An 18,559-nucleotide genomic window follows, 5' to 3' on the forward strand; every position below is an offset into this window, starting at 1 on the left:
CCTTACTGGGTTTTCAGGTAGATAGAAGGGTTGGTTTGACTGATCTTCAATGCTGGATAGAAACCTGCCAATAGGCTTGCGACAATAGCCAGGCCAATAGCCGCAACCATCATGACCCAATCCATAGTTGGGAGTGTGTCGATTTGGCCCATGGCCAGGTAGCGAATGCCGCTAAGGCCGAGTATGGCGAGAAAAATACCTGCTACTCCGCCGATGATTCCTATGGTTGCGCTTTCAATTAAGTGCTGGGTGAAAATCGCACTTCTACTTGCTCCCAAGGCGCGACGTACACCAGCTTCTGGTGCTTTGCGTAGAAATTTTGCCAACAATAATGCAACGGCATTGATAATACATACCAAGAGAAACGCCAAAGAAACCCACCCAAGAATGCGGTTGTCATCGCTGAGTACCTCATTGAGAACCAACCACTCAGATGGCTTACTCAAGGCAAACTTTAGTGGTCGCTCGAAACGTCCTTGAGCTTTCTCTTGCTGAATATAAGCGTGAAGAAAATTTTCGTACTGTGCTTTTTGTTCGCTAGTTGTAAGTTCAACCCAGTATTGAACCCAGAGATATTCACTCTGTATAAACTCTTCATATCCCTGCGGATCGGCATTGTCCCAGCCATTGGTGTTGCCCCAGCTGTGAATTTCCAACTTGCGGTGTAAGCCAAAGGGTATGAATAACTCTTCTACTGTATCAAACGGGCTGTTGTTGACATCATATACCTTTGGTGAGGGCTCCCAAGTGTCGATAACGCCCACTACCGTATAGGGTTCGTCGTTGAGTTTTATTGTCTTTCCAACGCTATTTTGACCAGAGAAAAGCTTGTCATTTGTCGGCTTGGAAAGCACAACTACTTGAGTAGGAGAGCTATCAGCAGACTCCTCCCAGGTGCCGCCATAAATAAAGGGCACATCGAACAAAGCGAAAAAGTCTCGGGTAGTTACCCGGGTATGTGATTCAAAAGGTCTAATAGCAGAGTTTTCAATCTCAACGGTAAAACCGTAGCGATGCATGGCAACTTGGCGGGTGGGAATATCTGAGCGCAATAACGCTTCGGCGTCCCGATAGGTCAGCTGCCAGGGTATTTCATTCTTACTTTTGTAAGCTTTATTAACATCCCAACTGTCTAGCTGTACGGCAAAGAGAACGTCGTCTTTGTGCTTTAAAGCATTCTGGGACATAGTGTAGTTCAGGGTCAGCACCGTCATAGAGGCGCCGACACCGACTGCAATAGCGGCAACCATTAAGCTGCTTAAAATTGGGGTTCCGCGCAAACTTCGTAGGGCCAGGGAAATATAGTATCCAAACATGATGCAGTCTCCTTAAGCAGTAACGGCAGCAGGCTGCTCGGGGACCGCACGTAAATCGCAAACCTGTCCATCTACAATCTGGATGTTGCGGTGGGCACGGCGTGCGAGTTCTGGATCGTGGGTAACCATTACGATGGTGGTTCCCCACTCGTTAATAAACTCCAGTAGCTCCATTACCTGGCGGGCCATTAAGGAGTCGAGGTTACCGGTGGGCTCATCTGCAAGCAGAAAACGGGGTTCGCCAGCTAAAGCGCGGGCGATAGCGATACGTTGCTGCTGTCCACCGGAGAGCTGTGCCGGCAGGTGTTTAGCACGTGCAGAAAGGCCTACCTGCTCGAGCACTTTTTCAATACGCTTGCGACGTTCTTTTGCATTGAAACCACGATAGCGCAGGGGAACGTCGATATTGTCGAATAAGGTTAGGTCGGGAATCAGGTTAAACCCCTGGAAAATAAAGCCTATTTTTTCGTTGCGCAGGTGTGAGCGCTGGCGGTCATTGAGATTACTGACATTCTCACCGTCGAGCAGGTACTCTCCACTGGTGGGCGTTTCCAGTAGGCCGGCAATATTGAGAAAGGTGGTTTTACCGGAGCCACTGGGGCCGGTTACAGAAACAAACTCACCCTCCTTAACTTCAAGGCTGAAATCGCGCAGCGCATGAGTTTCGATAGTATCGGTACGGAAACTTTTACGGATATTGTTCATTTTCAACATTGCAATATTCCCTTTTTCTTTAACTTTAAATTATTGATTGATTTACTAGGGAGCTATACCGAGCTCCAATTTGAATTCGGGGTTAATCTGTCAGCGCAATTAGCTGGGCATTTTCGAGTTCCTCGGAAGAGGAGATAATGATTCTGTCTCCCTCTTGTAGGCCTGAGATAATCTCTACCTGTTTTAAGCCAAAGGCGCCTATCTGGATGGAAACTCGCTCTGCCTGTTGTTCGCTGTTCAAACGAAAGGCATGGTTGCCACCGCTTTGATCGAGGAAGCCACCGCGTTTGACCAACAGTACGTTATTGCGATTTTCCAGCAGTATGCGGGCGGTGAGGCGGAGATTTTGTCGAAGCTTTTTCGGCTGACTCTCAGTGAAACGAACCCGTGCGACCACCTGGCCGTTTATGACCTCGGGGGAGATTGCAGTAATTTCCCCTGGTAATTCTTTTCCACCGAGCTTGATTACCACGGCCATGCTGATACCCAGGTCGTCGGCATAGTTTTCCGGCACTTTGGCCTCGAGTTCAAAACTGGTGAGATCGACAACTGTAATAAGAGGCGCATTGGCGCCCACTGCGCTGCGCTGCGCCACAGCTAAGCTACCGACGGTGCCGTTGACCGGTGAGATAATGTTCAGCTCGCGTACACGGCGCTCAGTTTCTTCTACCTGAAGGCGTTGTTGTGAGACCTGGAGTTCCAGGTTTTGGGTTTCAAAGGTCAGTGATTCTTTTTCCAGTCCCGCATTTTGTACAGCTTGTTCGTACTCCAGCTGGGCACGGGCCATATCGTCCTTGGTTTTTTCAAAATCCAGCCGCGAGATAATTTGCTTTTCCATAGACAGCTCTGCACGTCTCAATTCTCGTTTGGCAGCGGTGAGGTTGACTTTGGCTAGGTCGGCCTTTTGCTGGTTTTCCATATGCTGGCGTTTGGCCTGGATTTTTTGGCGCTGCAGGTTCACCGTCAGCTGGTTGAGTTGGGCGTTTTCCTGGGCCAGCTGATTGGATAGTTCCGGGCTGTCGACGGTGGCCAGCAATTGCCCTTCGTCAACGGTATCCCCAGCTTTCACTGCAAACTTCACAATGCCCTGGGCTGGGCTGAAAAGCGTGGGGCTGTTTGCGGCGACCACTTGGCCCTGAACCACCAGATCCCGCACCAGGTCTCCTCGCTGGACCTGGGCGATATTGACTTGAGACAGGGAGAGGGTGCTGTCGACAGAGCTATTGCTGTGCCAGGAGTTGATACCCCAGGTCAGGAATGCCACTGTCAAACCGGCAAATACCGAGGCTTTGACGACCTTTTTGTTCTTCCAAACCGGCACGGCTTCTATCTTGGTATCTTGTCCGGAAGTATCTCTAATCATTGCGGCTTTCCGTTTCTCTTACTGTTTTGCCTGTCATTGCTATTTGGATGCAGGCTTTTAGAAATTTGGATTCAGAGTTAAGAATCTGCTTGTTAGGAGGGGTATCGCAATAAGCATGCCAACAATTAAGTTTTATTTAACCTGTTGAAATAAAAGGAATTTTTTGAAATTTTGTAGTTTTTGGTTTTCTTGATGGTGTCCGCAAAAAGTGTCCGGTGTCCGCTTTGTCCACGGTCGTACGGCAGTGGACAGTTCTGATATTTGTCAGAGGAAAAGTGGTGAGAGGGAGGCTACGCCATGCGGGGTTGCTGCCGTTTATGGTAGAGTGCGCGGCCTTTTTTTGATCAATCTCAATTTAATTAGCTGTCTCCTATGTTTCCTTCGCTGCTCTCATCGACCAAAGCCGACTGGTTCGGCAACATACGTCGGGATGTTCTCGCCGGCCTGGTAGTGGCCCTGGCTTTGATACCCGAAGCCATCGCTTTCTCGATTATCGCGGGCGTTGACCCCAGAGTCGGCCTCTACGCCTCTTTCTGTATCGCCGTTGTGATTGCATTTGTCGGCGGTCGCCCGGGAATGATCTCCGCTGCCACCGGGGCCATGGCTCTGCTGATGGTGACCCTGGTGAAAGAACACGGGTTGCAATATCTGCTTGCGGCAACCTTATTGACGGGGGTACTGCAGATTATTGCGGGTTACCTGAAGCTGGGGAGCTTAATGAGTTTTGTCTCCCGGGCTGTGGTGACAGGGTTCGTCAATGCCCTGGCAATATTGATATTCCTGGCACAAATGCCGGAATTGATCGGCGGCACCTGGGAAGTCTATGCAATGACGGCGGCGGGTCTGGGGATTATTTACCTGTTCCCTTATATCCCCGTGATTGGCAAGGCTGTGCCATCACCGCTGGTGTGTATTCTGCTCCTCACCGCAGTGGCGGTGACGATGGGATTGGATATTCGCACTGTCGGCGATATGGGTGAGCTGCCGGATACTCTGCCTGTTTTCCTCTGGCCAGAAGTTCCGCTTAACTTTGAAACCCTGCAGATTATCTTTCCCTACTCCGCAGGTCTGGCCGTTGTGGGCTTGCTCGAATCCCTGATGACGGCGACGATTGTCGACGACCTGACCGATACTACCAGTGACAAGAACCGCGAGTGTAAAGGTCAGGGTATTGCCAATATTGCTGCGGGTACCCTGGGTGGTATGGCTGGCTGTGCGATGATCGGCCAGTCTGTTATTAATGTGAAATCCGGTGGCCGCGGCCGTCTTTCCACTCTGGTGGCCGGTATCGGTCTGCTGACACTGGTAGTGTTTATCAGTGACTGGGTTGCTGTGATCCCCATGGCGGCGCTGGTGGCAGTCATGATTATGGTCTCTATCGGCACCTTTGACTGGGGCTCCATCCGCAACCTGAAGCACTACCCACTTTCTACAAATTTGGTCATGCTGGCCACTGTGGTTGTGGTAGTGTGGACTCACAACCTGGCCTATGGTGTATTTGTCGGTGTGCTGTTGGCATCGCTCTTCTTTGCCAACAAAGTCAGTCACTTTATGTATGTGAGCAGCTCCCTGGATGAAAAGCAGAGTCGCCGCACTTACAAGGTCATTGGGCAGGTATTTTTCAATTCAGCCGATAAGTTTACCGCTTCATTTGATTTCAAAGAGGTGGTGGATACGGTGGTGATCGACCTTAACCGCGCGCATTTCTGGGATGTTTCCGGGGTTAATGCGCTGGATAAGGTGGTGCTTAAGTTCCGCCGCGAGGGAGCACAAGTTGAGCTGGTAGGACTGAATGAGGCCAGTGAAACGATCGTCGACCGTTTTGGTGTACACGATAAGCCCGAGGAAATTGAGCGGGTTCTTGGAGGACATTGATGGCCGTAAGCAACAGCGAAAATAACAATGAGAACACAGGTAATGGCGGCAAGGCGCCATTGATACTCTCTTGTATCGATGGCTCTCATTACACTGGAGCTGTGTGTGATTACTCGGCCTGGCTGGCCAGGAGCCTGCAAGCACCGCTGAAGCTGTTGCACAACATCGAAAGAAGCAGTGTCCCTGCGGTAACCGATTTTACCGGCAGTATTGGCCTGGGAAGTCAGGAGGAGTTGCTGGAAGAGTTAACTGCGCTGGAGCGGCAGCGGGCGCAGTTAATGGTGCAGCAGGGCAAGCTGATGCTACAGGCCGCCCGTAGCCGCGCGGAAGATGCCGGTGTGCAAAATATCAAAGCCTGCCAGCGTCACGACAGCCTGACAGAATCAGTGGTGGAAATGGAAGACTCCATTCGCGCGCTGGTATTGGGAATTCGCGGTGAAGAGCACGGGGATTCTGAGCGTGGACTTGGCTCTCACCTGGAGACAGTGGTGCGCTCACTGCACAAGCCGATTCTGGTGGTCAATCGGGACTTCACAGAGCCCAGCAGGGTGATGCTTGCCTACGATGGCAGTGAGGCCTCGTGCAAGGCATTGGCGATGGTTGCAGAGAGCCCATTATTTCGCGAACTCTCCTGTCACCTTGTCTATGTAGGGCCCGCTGAAACTGCGGAGAATTTGTTGGCTGAAGCCTCGGCCAAACTGGATTCTGCAGGGCTCACTTGCACTGCCAGTAATCTCACCGGCAATACCGTTGAAGCTTTGGTGGCCTATCAAACCGAGCACCAGATTGACCTAACTGTGATGGGAGCTTTCAGTCACAACCGCCTGCACGACCTTCTGATGGGAAGCATCACTGTAAAAATGTTGTTGAAAGCCCGCCAGCCTCTGTTGCTGTTGCGGTAGAAGCCCCTTCGCTTCCCACTTAAAGTGCCAGTGCCGCTTCCCGGGTGCTGGCAAACCAGCGTAGGGGTTCTGCCTCATCGGGTAGTCTTAAATCGTAGAAATGGGCTTCGCGACCAACTTTGCGAAGCTCTTTTTCTCCCATCATTAAATAGCTCTTAAGATCTAAGTTGCAACGGTTTTCCTGCTCTTGTTGCGTGTCTTTCTCAGTAAATGTCAGCTGAGAAATATCAAGCGATGTCCTCATTTTCTTATCCTGATATCTCCATACGCCGGTGAGTGGGTCAAAACGGTAAAACGGCAACAATCTCCAGCCGTATTTAGCGACCAGGGCCACTGCCTCCAATAAGTATTCGAAGACCTCCTCGCTGATAAAATAGTTAAAATTGAGTCTTATCCAACCGGGCCTCAGTACCTTGTAACCTTGCAGGATTTGTTCTTCCAGGGATTTACTATGGTCCATATCGATGCCCAATAAAGCGTGCCCATAGGGACCGGCACAGGAGCAGCCTCCGCGAACCTGAATACCAAATAGGTCATTGAGCAATGCCACCACAAAACCGTAGTGAAGGTCCTTATTGTTCCATTTAATTTGCAGGGAGATGATGGATAGTCGCGCAGAGTCAGTATTGCCGAGTATCTCAATGGCCTCTTCCTCCGACCAGCGTTGCAGTGCCCGCTGTAAAAATTGGGCTTCGCGTCGACCAATCTCTTTTGCGCCCACCGTCTGTTGAAGTTTGAAAACCATACCGGCCCTGATCGACTCGATAATGGCTGGAGTGCCGCCCTCTTCACTGCGCTCGGCGTCTTCCAGATAGCGGTGATCTTCCGGCGTGACATAAAGGACGGTACCTCCTCCCGGTGTGGCAGGTACCGAATTTTTCAGCAGATCTTCGTGTACAACCAGAATACCTGGGGTGCCAGGTCCTCCGATAAATTTGTGCGGGGAGATAAACACGGCATCCTTTTGGTAGTGGCTATCCGGCGTTGCAGGCCCTTGCATATTAATTTGCACATAGGGTGCTGCGGCGGCGTAGTCCCAAAATGATAAAGCTCCGTGTTTTTTAAGGAGTGCAGTCACTGCCTCTACATCTGTTTTGATTCCGGTTACGTTAGAGGCCGCAGAAAAACTGCCGATTTTAAATGGTCTATGGGCATGGGCACGCAGTTCTGATTCCAGTACTTCAAGGTCAAGTTTGCCACTTTGATCCAGTGGAATAGCGATCAAATCGGCAATGCTCTCTCGCCAGGGGAGTTCATTGGAGTGGTGCTCGTATGGGCCGATAAAAATAACCGGGCGATCATGTTCGGGAATTCTACTTAAGAGCTGGTGTTGCCTATCCAGGTCTGCGGGCAGGCGCAAGTTGAGAATATCGATCAATTTGTTGATCGCCGCTGTTGCACCAGAACCACAAAAAATCACTTTATGGTTATCGCTGGCGTTGACTGCCTGACGAATTTCTTCACGGGCTTGCTCTCGTAGCGCGGTGGTATGGGCACCGGTATAGGAACTCTCGCTGTGGGTATTGGCATAGAAGGGCAGTACCTGCTGGCGGATAGTCTCTTCGATAAATGTCAGTGCACGACCGGAAGCTGTGTAATCGGCGTACACCAGAGGACGTTTTCCAAACGGCGTCACGATTGCTTGCATATCGCCGATTACCGAGTCGCGGATGTGCTTTATCAGGTCTGTCATGATTTCCTTTCCCCTGTTTTGTGGGGCTCACTTTAGTCCCGAATGCTTGAAACAATGTCTCTACTTGTATCTTTTATTATGTAATTTATGAATGACTGTGCCGATAATAAGGTTTAAATCGTAAAACTGTGCCATAAAGCGTCATTTTGTGTGATTGGGCGAGGCGGGGACTGAGTGATGACTGAAGGATTAAGCAAACTGGATAGGCCAATACTCGAGCTGTTGCAGGCTGATGCGACCCTGTCAGTGGGGGATATTGCCGAGCGGGTTGGGATGTCCAAGTCGGCATGTTGGCGCCGCATTCAGCGTCTTGAGAATGAGGGGGTGATTTGCGACAGGGTTACCCTCCTCGATCAGCAAAAACTGAACTTGCCGCTGACGGTTTATATCTCAATTCGTACCAACCAGCACAACGATCAGTGGGCCGCCCGTTTTAGCGAACTGGTACAGGGGGTGGCTGAAATTCTTGAGGTCCATCGTATGAGTGGAGATTTGGACTATCTGATCAAAGCGGTAGTCACCGATATGCCTGGCTACGATCGTCTCTATAAGGAACTGATCAAGGCCGACCTGTTTGATGTCAGCTCCAGTTTTGTAATGGAGACGATGAAGCAGACAACCCGTTTACCGCTAAATCATGCACTGTCCAAATAGGGCTGGACTCTAGCCGCGTCGATTACTCCACCAGTGGCGCAATCGAGTTTCTCCCAGGGCGCTGTCACCCGGGGGGGCCTTAAGGCTGTTGCGAATCTCACTCCAGGCGTTGGAGTTCAACCACAGGTTCAGGGCGAGTACCACCAGCATGGTGGTGATAGAGCCGAGCCCCGCTAGCAGCATGTCTTTCTGCGCATCCCAAATATCTCCTTGAGAGCCGAGGAAGGCTGCGCCCAATTCTGGAGAGACAGCTTTTGCCGCTTGCCACTCAATGATTTCGTAGATTGATGAGAGCGCAAAAGTCACGTCTACCGGGAAGAAATAGGCCCAGAATCCACGCAGCTGAGCCAGGCGCACAAGAACCTCTCGCACCGGATAGGCCAGGAGAAGGCCAAAGCTGAAATGCACCAGGCGGTCGTACATATTGCGATCGGAGCCCAGCCATTCCTGCAAGGTGTAGCCAAAAGGAGTTTCGGCATAGGTGTAGTGAGAGCCGATCACATGAAGGCACATGAAGATGGTGATCAATGTATAGGAGATATTCGATAAGGGAAAACTCCGTGCACTGATCAAAATGATCGGTAGAGCGGCAAATACCAGATAATTCTCCAGCAACCAGTCATCGGGGTGCAGGGGGTTCCAGGCAGACCAGGCCCAGGTAATGGCAAATGTGGTCAATAAGAACAGATGGAACCAGTGTTGGCGAAGGAAAGTCTGCATATGTTTGGCGCCTCTACGTCGGGCTAGAGATTGGCGCCAGGATACACCATTGGAGGGGAATAGGAATTGCGTTGAATTACGGTCCGCTAATGCAATGCCGCGCGGTGTGGGAGTGCGGCGGTAATCGCGGCTTCCTCGTCGAGTAATTCAGATAGCCTCGCTTCCACTTTTTCGCGGGGAAAGTACTCCAGCGCGAGTTCGACAAATAGTTCGTGGTGGCGAGCTTCACTATCGGTGATGACCTGGTAGAAGGTCTTCAGGGGGCCAGCTGGCAGAGCTTCAGCCACCAGTCCAAAGCGCTCACACCCCCGCGCTTCGATAATCGCTGCGGTGAGCAGGCGGTCCATCAAGTATTCATCGGGCCCCCGGCGAATCAGTTGGCGCAGGGTGTTGATATACGGGTCTTTCACATCCGGTGCCTGGTAGATCCCTCGATCATGCATAATCTTGATAACCTGGCGGAAGTGGTTCATTTCTTCCAGTGCCAGGTTGATCATGGCTTCCACTGAAACGGGCTTGTCGGGATAGTGAGAGAACATGGATACCGCCATGCCGGAGGCCTTTTTCTCTGCGGCAGCATGGTCTTGCAGGAATCGATCAAAGTCGGCGAGCACCACTTGAGCCCAGGGTTTGGGGGTGTGAAATCGCAGTTCAAACATAGTCGATGGCGGTTAGTGCAAAGCGTCAGTATACCGCCACCGGTTCACTGCTCTAGAGCGTTATTGCTCCGGGGTAGAGTCAGCTGGCAATTCTGCGTTCGCGAACCTCCCGCTCTTGTTGAGTAACAATTCGGGCCTGTTCCAGGGACATGCCGGCCTTTGCGTGAGGGGTGGGCTTGCCATGTGCGTCCAGCGCGACAAAAACAATTTGGTCTACTTGCACAATCAGCTGCTGTGACTGTTTGTTGCGAACCTCACAATGGACTGTGAGAGAGGTTTGGCCGATACCAACCACTTCGAATCCAAACTCCACCACATCACCGCAGCAAGCGGAGCTGACGAAGTCAATTTCCGACATCAGTTTGGTGACCAGCATTGGAGTACCCATCTGGCAGCCGGCAAAGATTGCCGCTTCCTCATCAATCCAGGACAGTAGCTGTCCGCCAAACAGGCGCTGGGCGGGATTGAGGTCTCCGGGTTTCACACAGTGTCGCGAATAGTATTTCACTCTGACCTTCCTAACTTACTACAGGTTGAACAACGCTAGAGCCATCCCTGGCTTGCTGTATGACAGCGAAAAGCTTCCTTCACTGGTGAGACTGCATACAGCGTGCCAAGCCAGAAAAAGCGCAGTTGATGAATTTTCCTGTGGAAATATGTCAATTAGCCCTTTTGTGGCACCGGCTTGGCGCGACATTAATCACTGTAGCCCCGTTTATGTGCAGGAAAGTCAGGAAATATCGATTTCCTGTTTGGGTTTTGAACAAGATGTGGCGCTTTGGCCGGGATAGTAGATATTTTGGACGTCATCTATCGATTGTGGGAAATACCGCTATGGGACTCCTCGGCGACAGAGATTAGAATGGCCCACGAACCTGACCCAGGCGTCGCACTCACGACCTTGGGTTGATAGTTCTCCGGAGCGCCACCAGCGTATCTGTAATCAGGTAACAACGATTCCCAAAAGACGAAGGGAGAGACTGTAAGGATGATCATCCAGCCGAAAGTACGCGGTTTTATTTGTACCAATGCCCACCCGCAGGGCTGCGCTGCTAACGTACGCGAGCAGATTGAGTATATTCAGTCCCAGCCAGCGGTCGAAAATGGGCCCAAAAAGGTGCTGGTGATAGGTGCCTCCACAGGCTACGGCCTGGCATCACGAATTACAGCTGCTTTTGGTTGCGGCGCAAGCACCCTTGGTGTGTTCTTCGAGAAGCCGCCTACTGAAAAGCGCACGGCTTCTGCGGGTTATTACAATTCCGCAGCTTTTGAGCAGGAGGCCCACAAAGCGGGGCTTTACGCAAAGAGTATCAATGGCGATGCTTTTTCTGATGAGGTGAAAGCCCAGACTGTAGAGATGATCAAAGAAGACCTCGGTCAGGTTGATCTCGTGGTTTACAGCTTGGCATCCCCGCGTCGCACAGATCCGAAAAGCGGTGAGCTGTATAGCTCTGTCCTCAAGCCCATTAACAAATCTTACACTGCCAAGAATCTGAACACTGACAAGCTGGAGATCTCCGATATTACTTTGGAGCCGGCGAGCGACGAAGAGATCGCAAATACCGTCAAGGTTATGGGTGGTGAAGACTGGGAACTGTGGATGCAGGCCCTCGGTGATGCCGGGGTATTGGCTGATAACTGCAAAACTGTGGCTTATACCTATATCGGTGAAAAGTTGACCTGGCCGATTTATGGTCACGCGACTATCGGTAAAGCTAAAGAAGATCTTGATCGCGCGGCAAAAGCGATCACCGATAACGGTAAGGCTGCGGCTAACGTTGCCGTTTTGAAGGCGCTGGTTACCCAATCCAGCTCTGCTATTCCGGTGATGCCACTCTATATCTCTCTTGCGTACAAAATCATGAAAGAAGAGGGGACTCATGAGGGCTGTATCGAACAGCTATACCGCCTCTACACTGAGGGGCTCTATACCGATACTCCACGTCTCGATAATGTGAACCGTTTACGTATGGACGAGAAAGAGCTGCGCCCTGAGACTCAGGCGAAGATCGAAAAGCTCTGGCCAGAGGTAACTGCTGAGAACCTGTTTGACTTGACTGACTTCAAGGGCTATCAGGCGGACTTCCTCAAGCTGTTTGGATTTGGTGTTAATGGCATTGATTACGATGCAGACACCTCACCCATGGTAGATACCAAATTCGACTGATTTTATGCGGGACTCCATTTGGGAGTCCCGTTTCCCCTTCCGTAACGCACTCCTACAACTCTTCCTAGCAAAGCTGCATAATCCGGTTTTTCGGTTTATGGGGGCTTTTCAATGGAGTATCGCCAACTCGGCACCACCAACCTTAAGGTCAGCCAGATCTGCCTGGGCACCATGACTTATGGTGAACAAAATAATGAAGCTGAATCCGCTGAGCAGCTCGACTATGCAATATCTCAGGGGGTTAACTTTATTGATTGTGCGGAAATGTATCCCGTACCGCCACGGCCAGAAACACAGGGCCGAACCGAGGAATATATCGGCAACTGGTTGGCTGCGCGAGGAGGCAGGCACCAGGTTGTTGTCGCAACTAAAGTGGCGGGCCGCAGTGCCGCCAATTCTGGTGTCGGCCATATTCGCTCGGGTCCCCGTCTGAACCGAGAGCAGATTTTGCAGGCTTGTGATGATTCCTTAAAACGGTTGCGCACTGACTATATCGACCTCTACCAGGTCCACTGGCCTGAAAGGCAAACTAATTTCTTCGGGCGCCTGGACTATACCCACGGCAGCGACGATGGTGTGTCTATAGCTGAAACATTGGGCGCACTTGAGGAGTTGGTTGAGCAAGGCAAGGTTCGTCATATCGGTGTTTCCAATGAGACCCCCTGGGGTATGTTTGAGTACCTGCAGCAGTCAATTGCCTACGGGAAGCCAAGGATTGTATCGATTCAGAACCCCTACAGTCTTTTAAACAGGGCTTTTGAAGTTGGCTGCGCTGAAATTGCTATTCGCGAGAGGTGTGGCCTATTGGCGTACTCCCCCCTCGCATTTGGGGTTCTTTCGGGTAAGTATCTGGGGGGAAGGAAGCCTGAGGGTGCGCGACTTACCCGCTATGATCGCTTTCAGCGCTACGCTGGAGAGCGAACCCTGGCTGCGACCCAGGCCTATGTGGATTTGGCCCGGGAGTTTGGTCTGGACCCTGCGCAGATGGCACTGGCATTCGTGAATCAGCAGCCATTTGTCACTTCAAATATCATTGGCGCCACAACTATCGAGCAATTGCGTTCCAATATTTCCAGCGTTGAAATTACCTTAGATGGTGAGCAATTAGCGGCTATCGAGGCTATACACCAGGGGAATCCCAACCCGGCGCCCTAAAAGGGCAGAGCCTGATTTCTATTGATGAAAGCCTGTGATGCCTCTGAAAGCCCCGCAGGAATAATGCGGAATGAATCAGGGGCTGCCCAACTATAATTGGGGTAGTCGCCATGAAAATCTGGCTGCCAGAATAGATAGCGGTAATCGTTATGGAAACTACTGGACATCACACACTGAAGGACCTGTTTTCCCAGTTGGGGCTGGCGTCTGAAGATGCACAGATCCATGAATTTCTGGTCACGCACTATTTGCACCGTCACGAGAAGCTTTCCTCCGCCTCCTTTTGGAGCGATGGGCAACGAGAGTTCCTGGAGAATGCCATCTTGGATGATTCGGATTGGTGTGTCGCAGTGGATGAGTTGGACACCCTATTAAGGCACTGACCTCCTGTGGTTGTTACGCAGTTCCCGCTCTCCTCGCATAGGGTATACTACGTCGTTTTCAACCGACTTAGGTTGCGCCTCGGCGCCACACCCTGATATAGATCTGATGGAAAAACCCCGATTTCGCGCGGCGCTGCTGCATCCTCGCTACTGGCTGACCTGGCTGCTTTTTGCACTATGGTTTTTGATCGCGCAACTGCCCTATCGCTGGCAGTTGGCCATGGGTCGTGCGTTTGGCCGCCTAATGTTAAGAGTAGCTACCAGCCGGCGCACGATTGCTGAACGCAATCTCGCGCTGTGTTTCCCCGAGCTGGGGGAAGATGAGCGAGCTGAACTTCTTAGGCGTAATTTTGAGTCCAGTGGAATCGCGTTGATGGAAACCGGCATGGCCTGGTTTCGCTCTGCCGCATGGTTACGAAAACGCTTTACCTTTGAAGGCCTGGAAGCCCTGCAGGCCATCCAGGCTCAAGGCCAGGGCGTTCTCCTGATGGCCATGCATTTCACTACCCTGGAAATCGGCGCCGCCATGATGGGGATGAGTATTACTCTCGATGGCATGTATCGGCCGCACAAAAATCCGGTTTATGACTACATGCAGCGCAAAGGGCGAGAGCGCCATACTGAGAGTGGCAGTGTTTATCAGCGTAAAGATGTGCGCGGGGTATTGCGAGCCCTGCAGCGCGGGCGTGCGGTCTGGTATGCTCCGGATCAGGATTACGGGATTAAGCAGGGGATCTTTGCTCCTTTCTTCGATGTTCCGGCGGCGACTGTTACGGGAACCTCACGGTTCGCCAGGGTAGGCAAGGCCAAAGTGGTGCCCTATGTGGTGACACGACTGGATGATGGCTCAGGTTACCGTTTGAAGATTTACGATCCTATTGATCAGATCCCTTCGGGAGATGAGCTGCAAGATGCCATTTTGGTGAACCAGTTTATCGAAGCGCGTATTCGCGAAGCCCCAGAACAATACATGTGGGTGCATCGCCGTTTTAAGACCCGTCCTGAAGGGGCAGAAAATGTGTATCACGGGGTACGCAAAAAGAAAAAGAAACGCAAAAGAGTGGCGAGCTAGTCGCACTGGCGCAGATACCCTGGCCTAAGTAACATACTGAACTGACTCTGGCGGTGGTATTCCGGGTGGAGTGCAAAAAATAAGGAGTGAGGATGTTAACCGGTAGTATGGTGGCCCTGGCCACCCCAATGTACGCAGACGGAAGCCCGGATTGGGACAGTCTGCACAACCTCGTTGAGTGGCATATCGAGCAGGGGACCCGAGCACTGGTTGCTGTGGGGACTACCGGTGAATCTGCAACCTTGGACTTCAATGAGCATATTGAGGTTATTCGACGTGTTGTGGACCAAGTGGCTGGTCGAGTGCCAGTGATTGCTGGAACTGGCGCAAACTCTACTTCTGAAGCGATTGACCTTACAGAGAATGCCGCCCGATGTGGTGCAGATGCCTGCCTACTGGTTACACCTTATTACAATAAGCCCACCCAAGAAGGCCTCTACCAGCACTATCGTGCGGTGGCCAAAGCTGTCTCCATTCCCCAAATTCTCTACAATGTTCCCGGCCGCACAGCAGTAGATATGCTGCCAGAAACGGTACAGCGCCTGGCGTTGGTCGGCAATATCGTAGGCATTAAGGAGGCGACTGGTGATCTGGAGCGGGCTAAGGTTTTAATAGATACTCTGCCCGAAGGGTTTGCCGTTTACTCTGGCGACGATAGTACCGCGGTTGAACTAATGTTACTGGGTGGTCATGGAAATATTAGTGTAACCGCTAATGTGGCCCCCGCAGCAGTGGCCCAAATGTGTGAAGCGGCGCTGGCCGGTGATGCGGTGACTGCACGGACAATTGACCAGCGAATACAAATATTGCACAAAGTGCTGTTTTTGGAGTCCAACCCGATACCGGTGAAATGGGCTCTCCTGGAGATGGGTCGTGTCGACGGTGGAATACGCCTGCCTCTGACGAGTTTATCCCCTGAGCACCACGGAACAGTGCGCGAAGCTCTGCGCAGTGCCGGTGTACTCTAAACCCGCGAACTGAGAATTAACCAGGATAGCTTTAATGAAAAAATTGACCGTTGGAGCCGGGCTCTTTATCTCCAGTATTACGCTGGCAGGGTGCGGTGTGTTCGGCAACGATGGCTATTTCCGCGATCGCAGTAATGATTACCAGCATGCCGATAGCCTGATGCCTCTGCGGATACCTGAAGGTGTTAATACCAAGCACCAGGAGGAACTCTATGAGATCCCCCAGATTGCAGGGGAGCAGCTGGCCCAGGGAAATTTTGAAGTGCCGCGTCCTCAAGCACTTTCAGTGAATGCGGGTCTGGAGAGAGTAAAGATTCAAAAGCTCGGCGGAAATCGCTGGGTGCTGGTTTCCCAGCCTCCTGAAGAGGTGTGGCCCCAGTTGCACCAATTCCTTCGCAGCTCAGGCTTGAACATAGAAATGTCAGATGCCAATGCGGGTGTGATGGAAACTGCTTGGATGGCCTTTAAAGAGAGCCCTGACACTAAAGATAAGTATCGCTTGCAGGTAGAAACCGGTGTGCAACCCGATACGACAGAGATTCATGTACGCCACTTGTCTGTGCCTTCTGCAGCCCCGGTTGGCGGTAGCGTTAATTGGCCTGATCGCTCTTCGAGCCCTGAGCGTGAAGGGTGGATGATTGATGAAATGTCCACGGCACTAGCGTCAGAAACAGCTGCTGCTACAGCGTCTTTGGTTGCCCAGGCAATTGGTAGCAGCTCACTTAAGGTCCAGTTGAGGGAGCCTGCTGGTCACGAGCCCTATATTGCAATGGGGCTCGAAATGGATCGGGCCTGGGCTACTGTCGCTCATGCTGTGAATTCTGGTGCTTATCGCCTGCACCGTGAAGATTCCGATATTGGACTTTTTTACGTCACCTACGATGAAGACCGTGCACTTGCTTCTGATGAGGAAGATGGCGACGGAGGCTGGTTCTCCTGGGGTAGCAAGAGCGATGAAGATGAGCTGGCAGAGAGCGCTGATCAGGTAAGCCTACAGCAGATCTTGGCTGGAATTGATATGACTGAGGGGGCTGAACCTGCTCTCTTCAAGGAAATCAAAGGCCTGGGAGTAGGAACCGCTACAAGCGAGGCTTATCCCGGTTATCTGATTGTTATTCGTGGCAATGACGATGAGATTGAAGTGCGCGTGCGCGATACTCGCGGACAGCCGCTTTCAAAGAATGAAGCTTCCCAGCTGCTTCAATCTATCCAGCAGAACCTTATTTAATGGGCCTGCGCTTCGCCTCTTTGGGAAGCGGCAGTAAAGGCAATGGAACAGTGGTCGCCAGTGGCGACCACTTTCTTTTGGTTGACTGCGGTTTTACCATCAAGGAAACCGAACGCCGTATGGCGCGGCTCGGTATGTCTCCCGCTGATATCTCTGCGATTGTGGTTACCCACGAACACAGTGATCACCTCTCTGGTGTAGGTCCACTTGCGCGCAGATATGGCCTGCCTGTCTACCTGACGCCCGGTACTTTTAAGGCGCGTGATATTGGCAAGTTACCGGAGCTGCACTTAATTGAGGGGCATCAGCCTTTTGTTGTCGCTGATATTGAAGTAACCCCGGTCGCGGTTCCCCACGATGCCCGTGAGGCGGCGCAGTTTGTGTTTCGCTGTCGCGGCAGCAGTCTGGGCTTGTTGACGGACCTGGGGACTATTACTCCTCATGTTGAAGCGCATTTCGGTGATTGTGATGCCTTGGTTCTAGAGGCAAACCACGACCCTCTGATGCTCGCTCAAGGGCCCTATCCACCTTCGTTGAAGCGGCGCGTTGGAGGAGCCTATGGCCACTTGAGTAATCAGCAGGCTGCTGGCTTTCTACAGCGCGTTGGCTATGAGCAGCTACAGCACCTGGTTGTAGCTCATATCAGTGAAAAAAATAACAGCCTTGCCCTGGCAAAGGAGGCCCTGGCAGAGGTTACCGAAACAGTGGAGAGCTGTATTTTTGCCTGTCAGCAGGAAGGGTTTGACTGGCTTACAGTGGAAAGCCGAAGTTAAGGTCGCTATCTATCCCCAGCTTATATCTGTTTAAATGCGACAAAATTGTTTGTCGTATTTAAACGGGGTGGGCTATGGAAATACTACTGGTTTATTTGTTGGTCGGTGCCGCTGCTGGAACTATTGCCGGACTATTTGGCGTAGGTGGTGGCCTGATCATTGTCCCTGCCTTGGTTTTTGTTTACACCGCTATGGGGATATCCCCTGAAATCCTCACCCACATGGCTGTGGGTACCTCCCTAGCAACAATCATTGTTACTTCAATCAGTTCAGTGCGCGCCCACAACAAGAAAAGGGCGGTGGACTGGAAGATCTTTGGGATTATGGCTCCAGGCATTTTAATCGGCTCCTGGGCCGGTGGTGCCACTGCTGAATTACTCCCCGGTGCTTGGCTGCAGCTGCTGATCGGCGTCTTTGCGATCGTGATTGCGGTTAGGATGTGGCTTAGTGGTGCCCGGCATGATCAATTAACAGAGGGGGCTGGGAACTTGCCAAGGTCATCCTTATTGCTATCTGCTGGGGGAGTTATAGGCTGGGTATCCGCAATTTTTGGTATCGGAGGGGGCTCACTAACCGTTCCATTTTTATCCCGCTGCCGAGTGAAGATGCAACGTGCGGTTGCTACGTCGGCGGCTTGCGGTCTTCCCATTGCGGTTGCGGGTGCACTGAGCTTTGGCTTCCAGGGCTGGGACAATCAGCTTCTACCAGAATGGAGTAGCGGCTATGTGTACTGGCCTGCATTTTTTGGAATCGTTATCACCAGCACGTTTTTTGCCCGCTTTGGTGCCAATCTTGCCCATCGCCTTTCTCCCAAAATGCTTAAGTATTGCTTTGCCGTTTTGCTGTTTATTATTGGGGCGCGCTTTATCTGGCTGAATGCCGGTCTGTTACAAGGCTTGCTTTAGGCGAGGGAAAAT

General features: G+C 51.7%; 18 protein-coding genes. 11 read left to right on the forward strand and 7 right to left on the reverse strand.

Annotated elements, in window-relative coordinates:
• Nucleotides 1-2 precede the first annotated feature (2 nt).
• The 3 genes from ACJJI1_RS11605 to ACJJI1_RS11615 form a co-directional block, all read right to left on the reverse strand.
• Nucleotides 3-1,316, reverse strand: coding sequence for an ABC transporter permease (locus tag ACJJI1_RS11605; RefSeq protein WP_444956722.1), 1,314 nt, complete (start codon nucleotides 1,314-1,316; stop codon nucleotides 3-5).
• A 12-nt stretch (nucleotides 1,317-1,328) separates the two neighbouring features.
• Nucleotides 1,329-2,030, reverse strand: a complete 702-nt coding sequence (locus tag ACJJI1_RS11610; protein WP_108731860.1) for an ABC transporter ATP-binding protein — start codon at nucleotides 2,028-2,030, stop codon at nucleotides 1,329-1,331.
• Between the two features lie 82 nt (nucleotides 2,031-2,112).
• Nucleotides 2,113-3,393 carry an efflux RND transporter periplasmic adaptor subunit gene (locus tag ACJJI1_RS11615; protein WP_444926717.1) on the reverse strand — a complete coding sequence of 427 codons (1,281 nt, stop codon included), beginning with the start codon at nucleotides 3,391-3,393 and terminating at the stop codon, nucleotides 2,113-2,115.
• A 372-nt stretch (nucleotides 3,394-3,765) separates the two neighbouring features.
• Between ACJJI1_RS11615 and ACJJI1_RS11620 the strand changes: the two genes are divergently transcribed.
• Both ACJJI1_RS11620 and ACJJI1_RS11625 read left to right on the forward strand, forming a co-directional pair.
• Complete coding sequence (locus ACJJI1_RS11620) at nucleotides 3,766-5,268, forward strand: SulP family inorganic anion transporter (RefSeq protein ID WP_413664447.1); 1,503 nt, start codon at nucleotides 3,766-3,768, stop codon at nucleotides 5,266-5,268.
• Complete coding sequence (locus tag ACJJI1_RS11625) at nucleotides 5,268-6,170, forward strand: universal stress protein (RefSeq protein WP_444956723.1); 903 nt, start codon at nucleotides 5,268-5,270, stop codon at nucleotides 6,168-6,170. The genes ACJJI1_RS11620 and ACJJI1_RS11625 overlap by 1 nt, the downstream gene beginning before the upstream one ends.
• 19 nt (nucleotides 6,171-6,189) lie before the next feature.
• On the opposite strand, the gene ACJJI1_RS11630 is transcribed toward ACJJI1_RS11625, so the two are convergent.
• A complete protein-coding gene (locus tag ACJJI1_RS11630; RefSeq protein ID WP_444956724.1) occupies nucleotides 6,190-7,863 on the reverse strand; it encodes an aminotransferase class V-fold PLP-dependent enzyme in 1,674 nt (557 codons plus the stop codon).
• 177 nt (nucleotides 7,864-8,040) lie between these two features.
• On the opposite strand from ACJJI1_RS11630, the gene ACJJI1_RS11635 reads away from it, so the two are divergent.
• Nucleotides 8,041-8,517 (forward strand): Lrp/AsnC family transcriptional regulator, encoded by a 477-nt coding sequence (locus tag ACJJI1_RS11635; RefSeq protein ID WP_444956725.1) that lies wholly within the window; start codon nucleotides 8,041-8,043, stop codon nucleotides 8,515-8,517.
• 9 nt (nucleotides 8,518-8,526) lie between these two features.
• Here ACJJI1_RS11635 and ACJJI1_RS11640 read toward each other — a convergent pair whose 3' ends face one another.
• The 3 genes from ACJJI1_RS11640 to ACJJI1_RS11650 all read right to left on the reverse strand — a co-directional run bounded on the left by ACJJI1_RS11640 (nucleotide 8,527) and on the right by ACJJI1_RS11650 (nucleotide 10,404).
• Nucleotides 8,527-9,237: a DUF2238 domain-containing protein gene (locus ACJJI1_RS11640; protein ID WP_444906365.1), complete on the reverse strand. Its 711-nt coding sequence runs from the start codon at nucleotides 9,235-9,237 to the stop codon at nucleotides 8,527-8,529.
• A gap of 86 nt (nucleotides 9,238-9,323) precedes the next feature.
• Nucleotides 9,324-9,896 carry a tRNA-(ms[2]io[6]A)-hydroxylase gene (locus ACJJI1_RS11645; protein ID WP_444956726.1) on the reverse strand — a complete coding sequence of 191 codons (573 nt, stop codon included), beginning with the start codon at nucleotides 9,894-9,896 and terminating at the stop codon, nucleotides 9,324-9,326.
• Nucleotides 9,897-9,975: 79 nt separating this feature from the next.
• Nucleotides 9,976-10,404 (reverse strand): acyl-CoA thioesterase, encoded by a 429-nt coding sequence (locus ACJJI1_RS11650; protein ID WP_444906363.1) that lies wholly within the window; start codon nucleotides 10,402-10,404, stop codon nucleotides 9,976-9,978.
• A gap of 480 nt (nucleotides 10,405-10,884) precedes the next feature.
• Between ACJJI1_RS11650 and fabV the strand changes: the two genes are divergently transcribed.
• The 8 genes from fabV to ACJJI1_RS11690 all read left to right on the forward strand — a co-directional run bounded on the left by fabV (nucleotide 10,885) and on the right by ACJJI1_RS11690 (nucleotide 18,547).
• The gene (fabV, locus tag ACJJI1_RS11655; RefSeq protein WP_444956727.1) at nucleotides 10,885-12,063 is read left to right on the forward strand and encodes an enoyl-ACP reductase FabV; all 1,179 of its coding nucleotides are present in this window, start codon (nucleotides 10,885-10,887) and stop codon (nucleotides 12,061-12,063) included.
• Between the two features lie 111 nt (nucleotides 12,064-12,174).
• Nucleotides 12,175-13,218 carry an NADP(H)-dependent aldo-keto reductase gene (locus ACJJI1_RS11660; protein WP_444912153.1) on the forward strand — a complete coding sequence of 348 codons (1,044 nt, stop codon included), beginning with the start codon at nucleotides 12,175-12,177 and terminating at the stop codon, nucleotides 13,216-13,218.
• 149 nt (nucleotides 13,219-13,367) lie between these two features.
• Nucleotides 13,368-13,601: a DUF2789 family protein gene (locus ACJJI1_RS11665; protein WP_413664456.1), complete on the forward strand. Its 234-nt coding sequence runs from the start codon at nucleotides 13,368-13,370 to the stop codon at nucleotides 13,599-13,601.
• Nucleotides 13,602-13,707: 106 nt separating this feature from the next.
• Entirely contained in the window at nucleotides 13,708-14,673 is a 966-nt protein-coding gene (gene lpxL / locus ACJJI1_RS11670; protein ID WP_444956728.1) for an LpxL/LpxP family Kdo(2)-lipid IV(A) lauroyl/palmitoleoyl acyltransferase, read from the forward strand.
• A 92-nt stretch (nucleotides 14,674-14,765) separates the two neighbouring features.
• The gene (gene dapA / locus ACJJI1_RS11675; RefSeq protein ID WP_444956729.1) at nucleotides 14,766-15,641 is read left to right on the forward strand and encodes a 4-hydroxy-tetrahydrodipicolinate synthase; all 876 of its coding nucleotides are present in this window, start codon (nucleotides 14,766-14,768) and stop codon (nucleotides 15,639-15,641) included.
• 34 nt (nucleotides 15,642-15,675) lie between these two features.
• Entirely contained in the window at nucleotides 15,676-16,869 is a 1,194-nt protein-coding gene (locus ACJJI1_RS11680) for an NlpB/DapX family lipoprotein (protein WP_444956730.1), read from the forward strand.
• Entirely contained in the window at nucleotides 16,869-17,642 is a 774-nt protein-coding gene (locus ACJJI1_RS11685; RefSeq protein WP_444956731.1) for an MBL fold metallo-hydrolase, read from the forward strand. The genes ACJJI1_RS11680 and ACJJI1_RS11685 overlap by 1 nt, the downstream gene beginning before the upstream one ends.
• Nucleotides 17,643-17,716: 74 nt before the next feature.
• Nucleotides 17,717-18,547 carry a sulfite exporter TauE/SafE family protein gene (locus ACJJI1_RS11690; RefSeq protein ID WP_444956732.1) on the forward strand — a complete coding sequence of 277 codons (831 nt, stop codon included), beginning with the start codon at nucleotides 17,717-17,719 and terminating at the stop codon, nucleotides 18,545-18,547.
• Nucleotides 18,548-18,559: the final 12 nt, after the last annotated feature.

This window comes from Microbulbifer maximicatervae (SeqCode) (assembly GCF_052467065.1).

Coding starts and splice junctions, on each gene's coding strand:
- ACJJI1_RS11605 (WP_444956722.1), bottom strand. CDS start 1,316: ATGTTTGGATACTATATTTCCCTGGCCCTACGAAGTTTGCGCGGAACC.
- ACJJI1_RS11610 (WP_108731860.1), bottom strand. CDS start 2,030: ATGTTGAAAATGAACAATATCCGTAAAAGTTTCCGTACCGATACTATC.
- ACJJI1_RS11615 (WP_444926717.1), bottom strand. CDS start 3,393: ATGATTAGAGATACTTCCGGACAAGATACCAAGATAGAAGCCGTGCCG.
- ACJJI1_RS11620 (WP_413664447.1), top strand. CDS start 3,766: ATGTTTCCTTCGCTGCTCTCATCGACCAAAGCCGACTGGTTCGGCAAC.
- ACJJI1_RS11625 (WP_444956723.1), top strand. CDS start 5,268: ATGGCCGTAAGCAACAGCGAAAATAACAATGAGAACACAGGTAATGGC.
- ACJJI1_RS11630 (WP_444956724.1), bottom strand. CDS start 7,863: ATGACAGACCTGATAAAGCACATCCGCGACTCGGTAATCGGCGATATG.
- ACJJI1_RS11635 (WP_444956725.1), top strand. CDS start 8,041: ATGACTGAAGGATTAAGCAAACTGGATAGGCCAATACTCGAGCTGTTG.
- ACJJI1_RS11640 (WP_444906365.1), bottom strand. CDS start 9,237: ATGCAGACTTTCCTTCGCCAACACTGGTTCCATCTGTTCTTATTGACC.
- ACJJI1_RS11645 (WP_444956726.1), bottom strand. CDS start 9,896: ATGTTTGAACTGCGATTTCACACCCCCAAACCCTGGGCTCAAGTGGTG.
- fabV (WP_444956727.1), top strand. CDS start 10,885: ATGATCATCCAGCCGAAAGTACGCGGTTTTATTTGTACCAATGCCCAC.
- ACJJI1_RS11660 (WP_444912153.1), top strand. CDS start 12,175: ATGGAGTATCGCCAACTCGGCACCACCAACCTTAAGGTCAGCCAGATC.
- ACJJI1_RS11665 (WP_413664456.1), top strand. CDS start 13,368: ATGGAAACTACTGGACATCACACACTGAAGGACCTGTTTTCCCAGTTG.
- lpxL (WP_444956728.1), top strand. CDS start 13,708: ATGGAAAAACCCCGATTTCGCGCGGCGCTGCTGCATCCTCGCTACTGG.
- dapA (WP_444956729.1), top strand. CDS start 14,766: ATGTTAACCGGTAGTATGGTGGCCCTGGCCACCCCAATGTACGCAGAC.
- ACJJI1_RS11680 (WP_444956730.1), top strand. CDS start 15,676: ATGAAAAAATTGACCGTTGGAGCCGGGCTCTTTATCTCCAGTATTACG.
- ACJJI1_RS11685 (WP_444956731.1), top strand. CDS start 16,869: ATGGGCCTGCGCTTCGCCTCTTTGGGAAGCGGCAGTAAAGGCAATGGA.
- ACJJI1_RS11690 (WP_444956732.1), top strand. CDS start 17,717: ATGGAAATACTACTGGTTTATTTGTTGGTCGGTGCCGCTGCTGGAACT.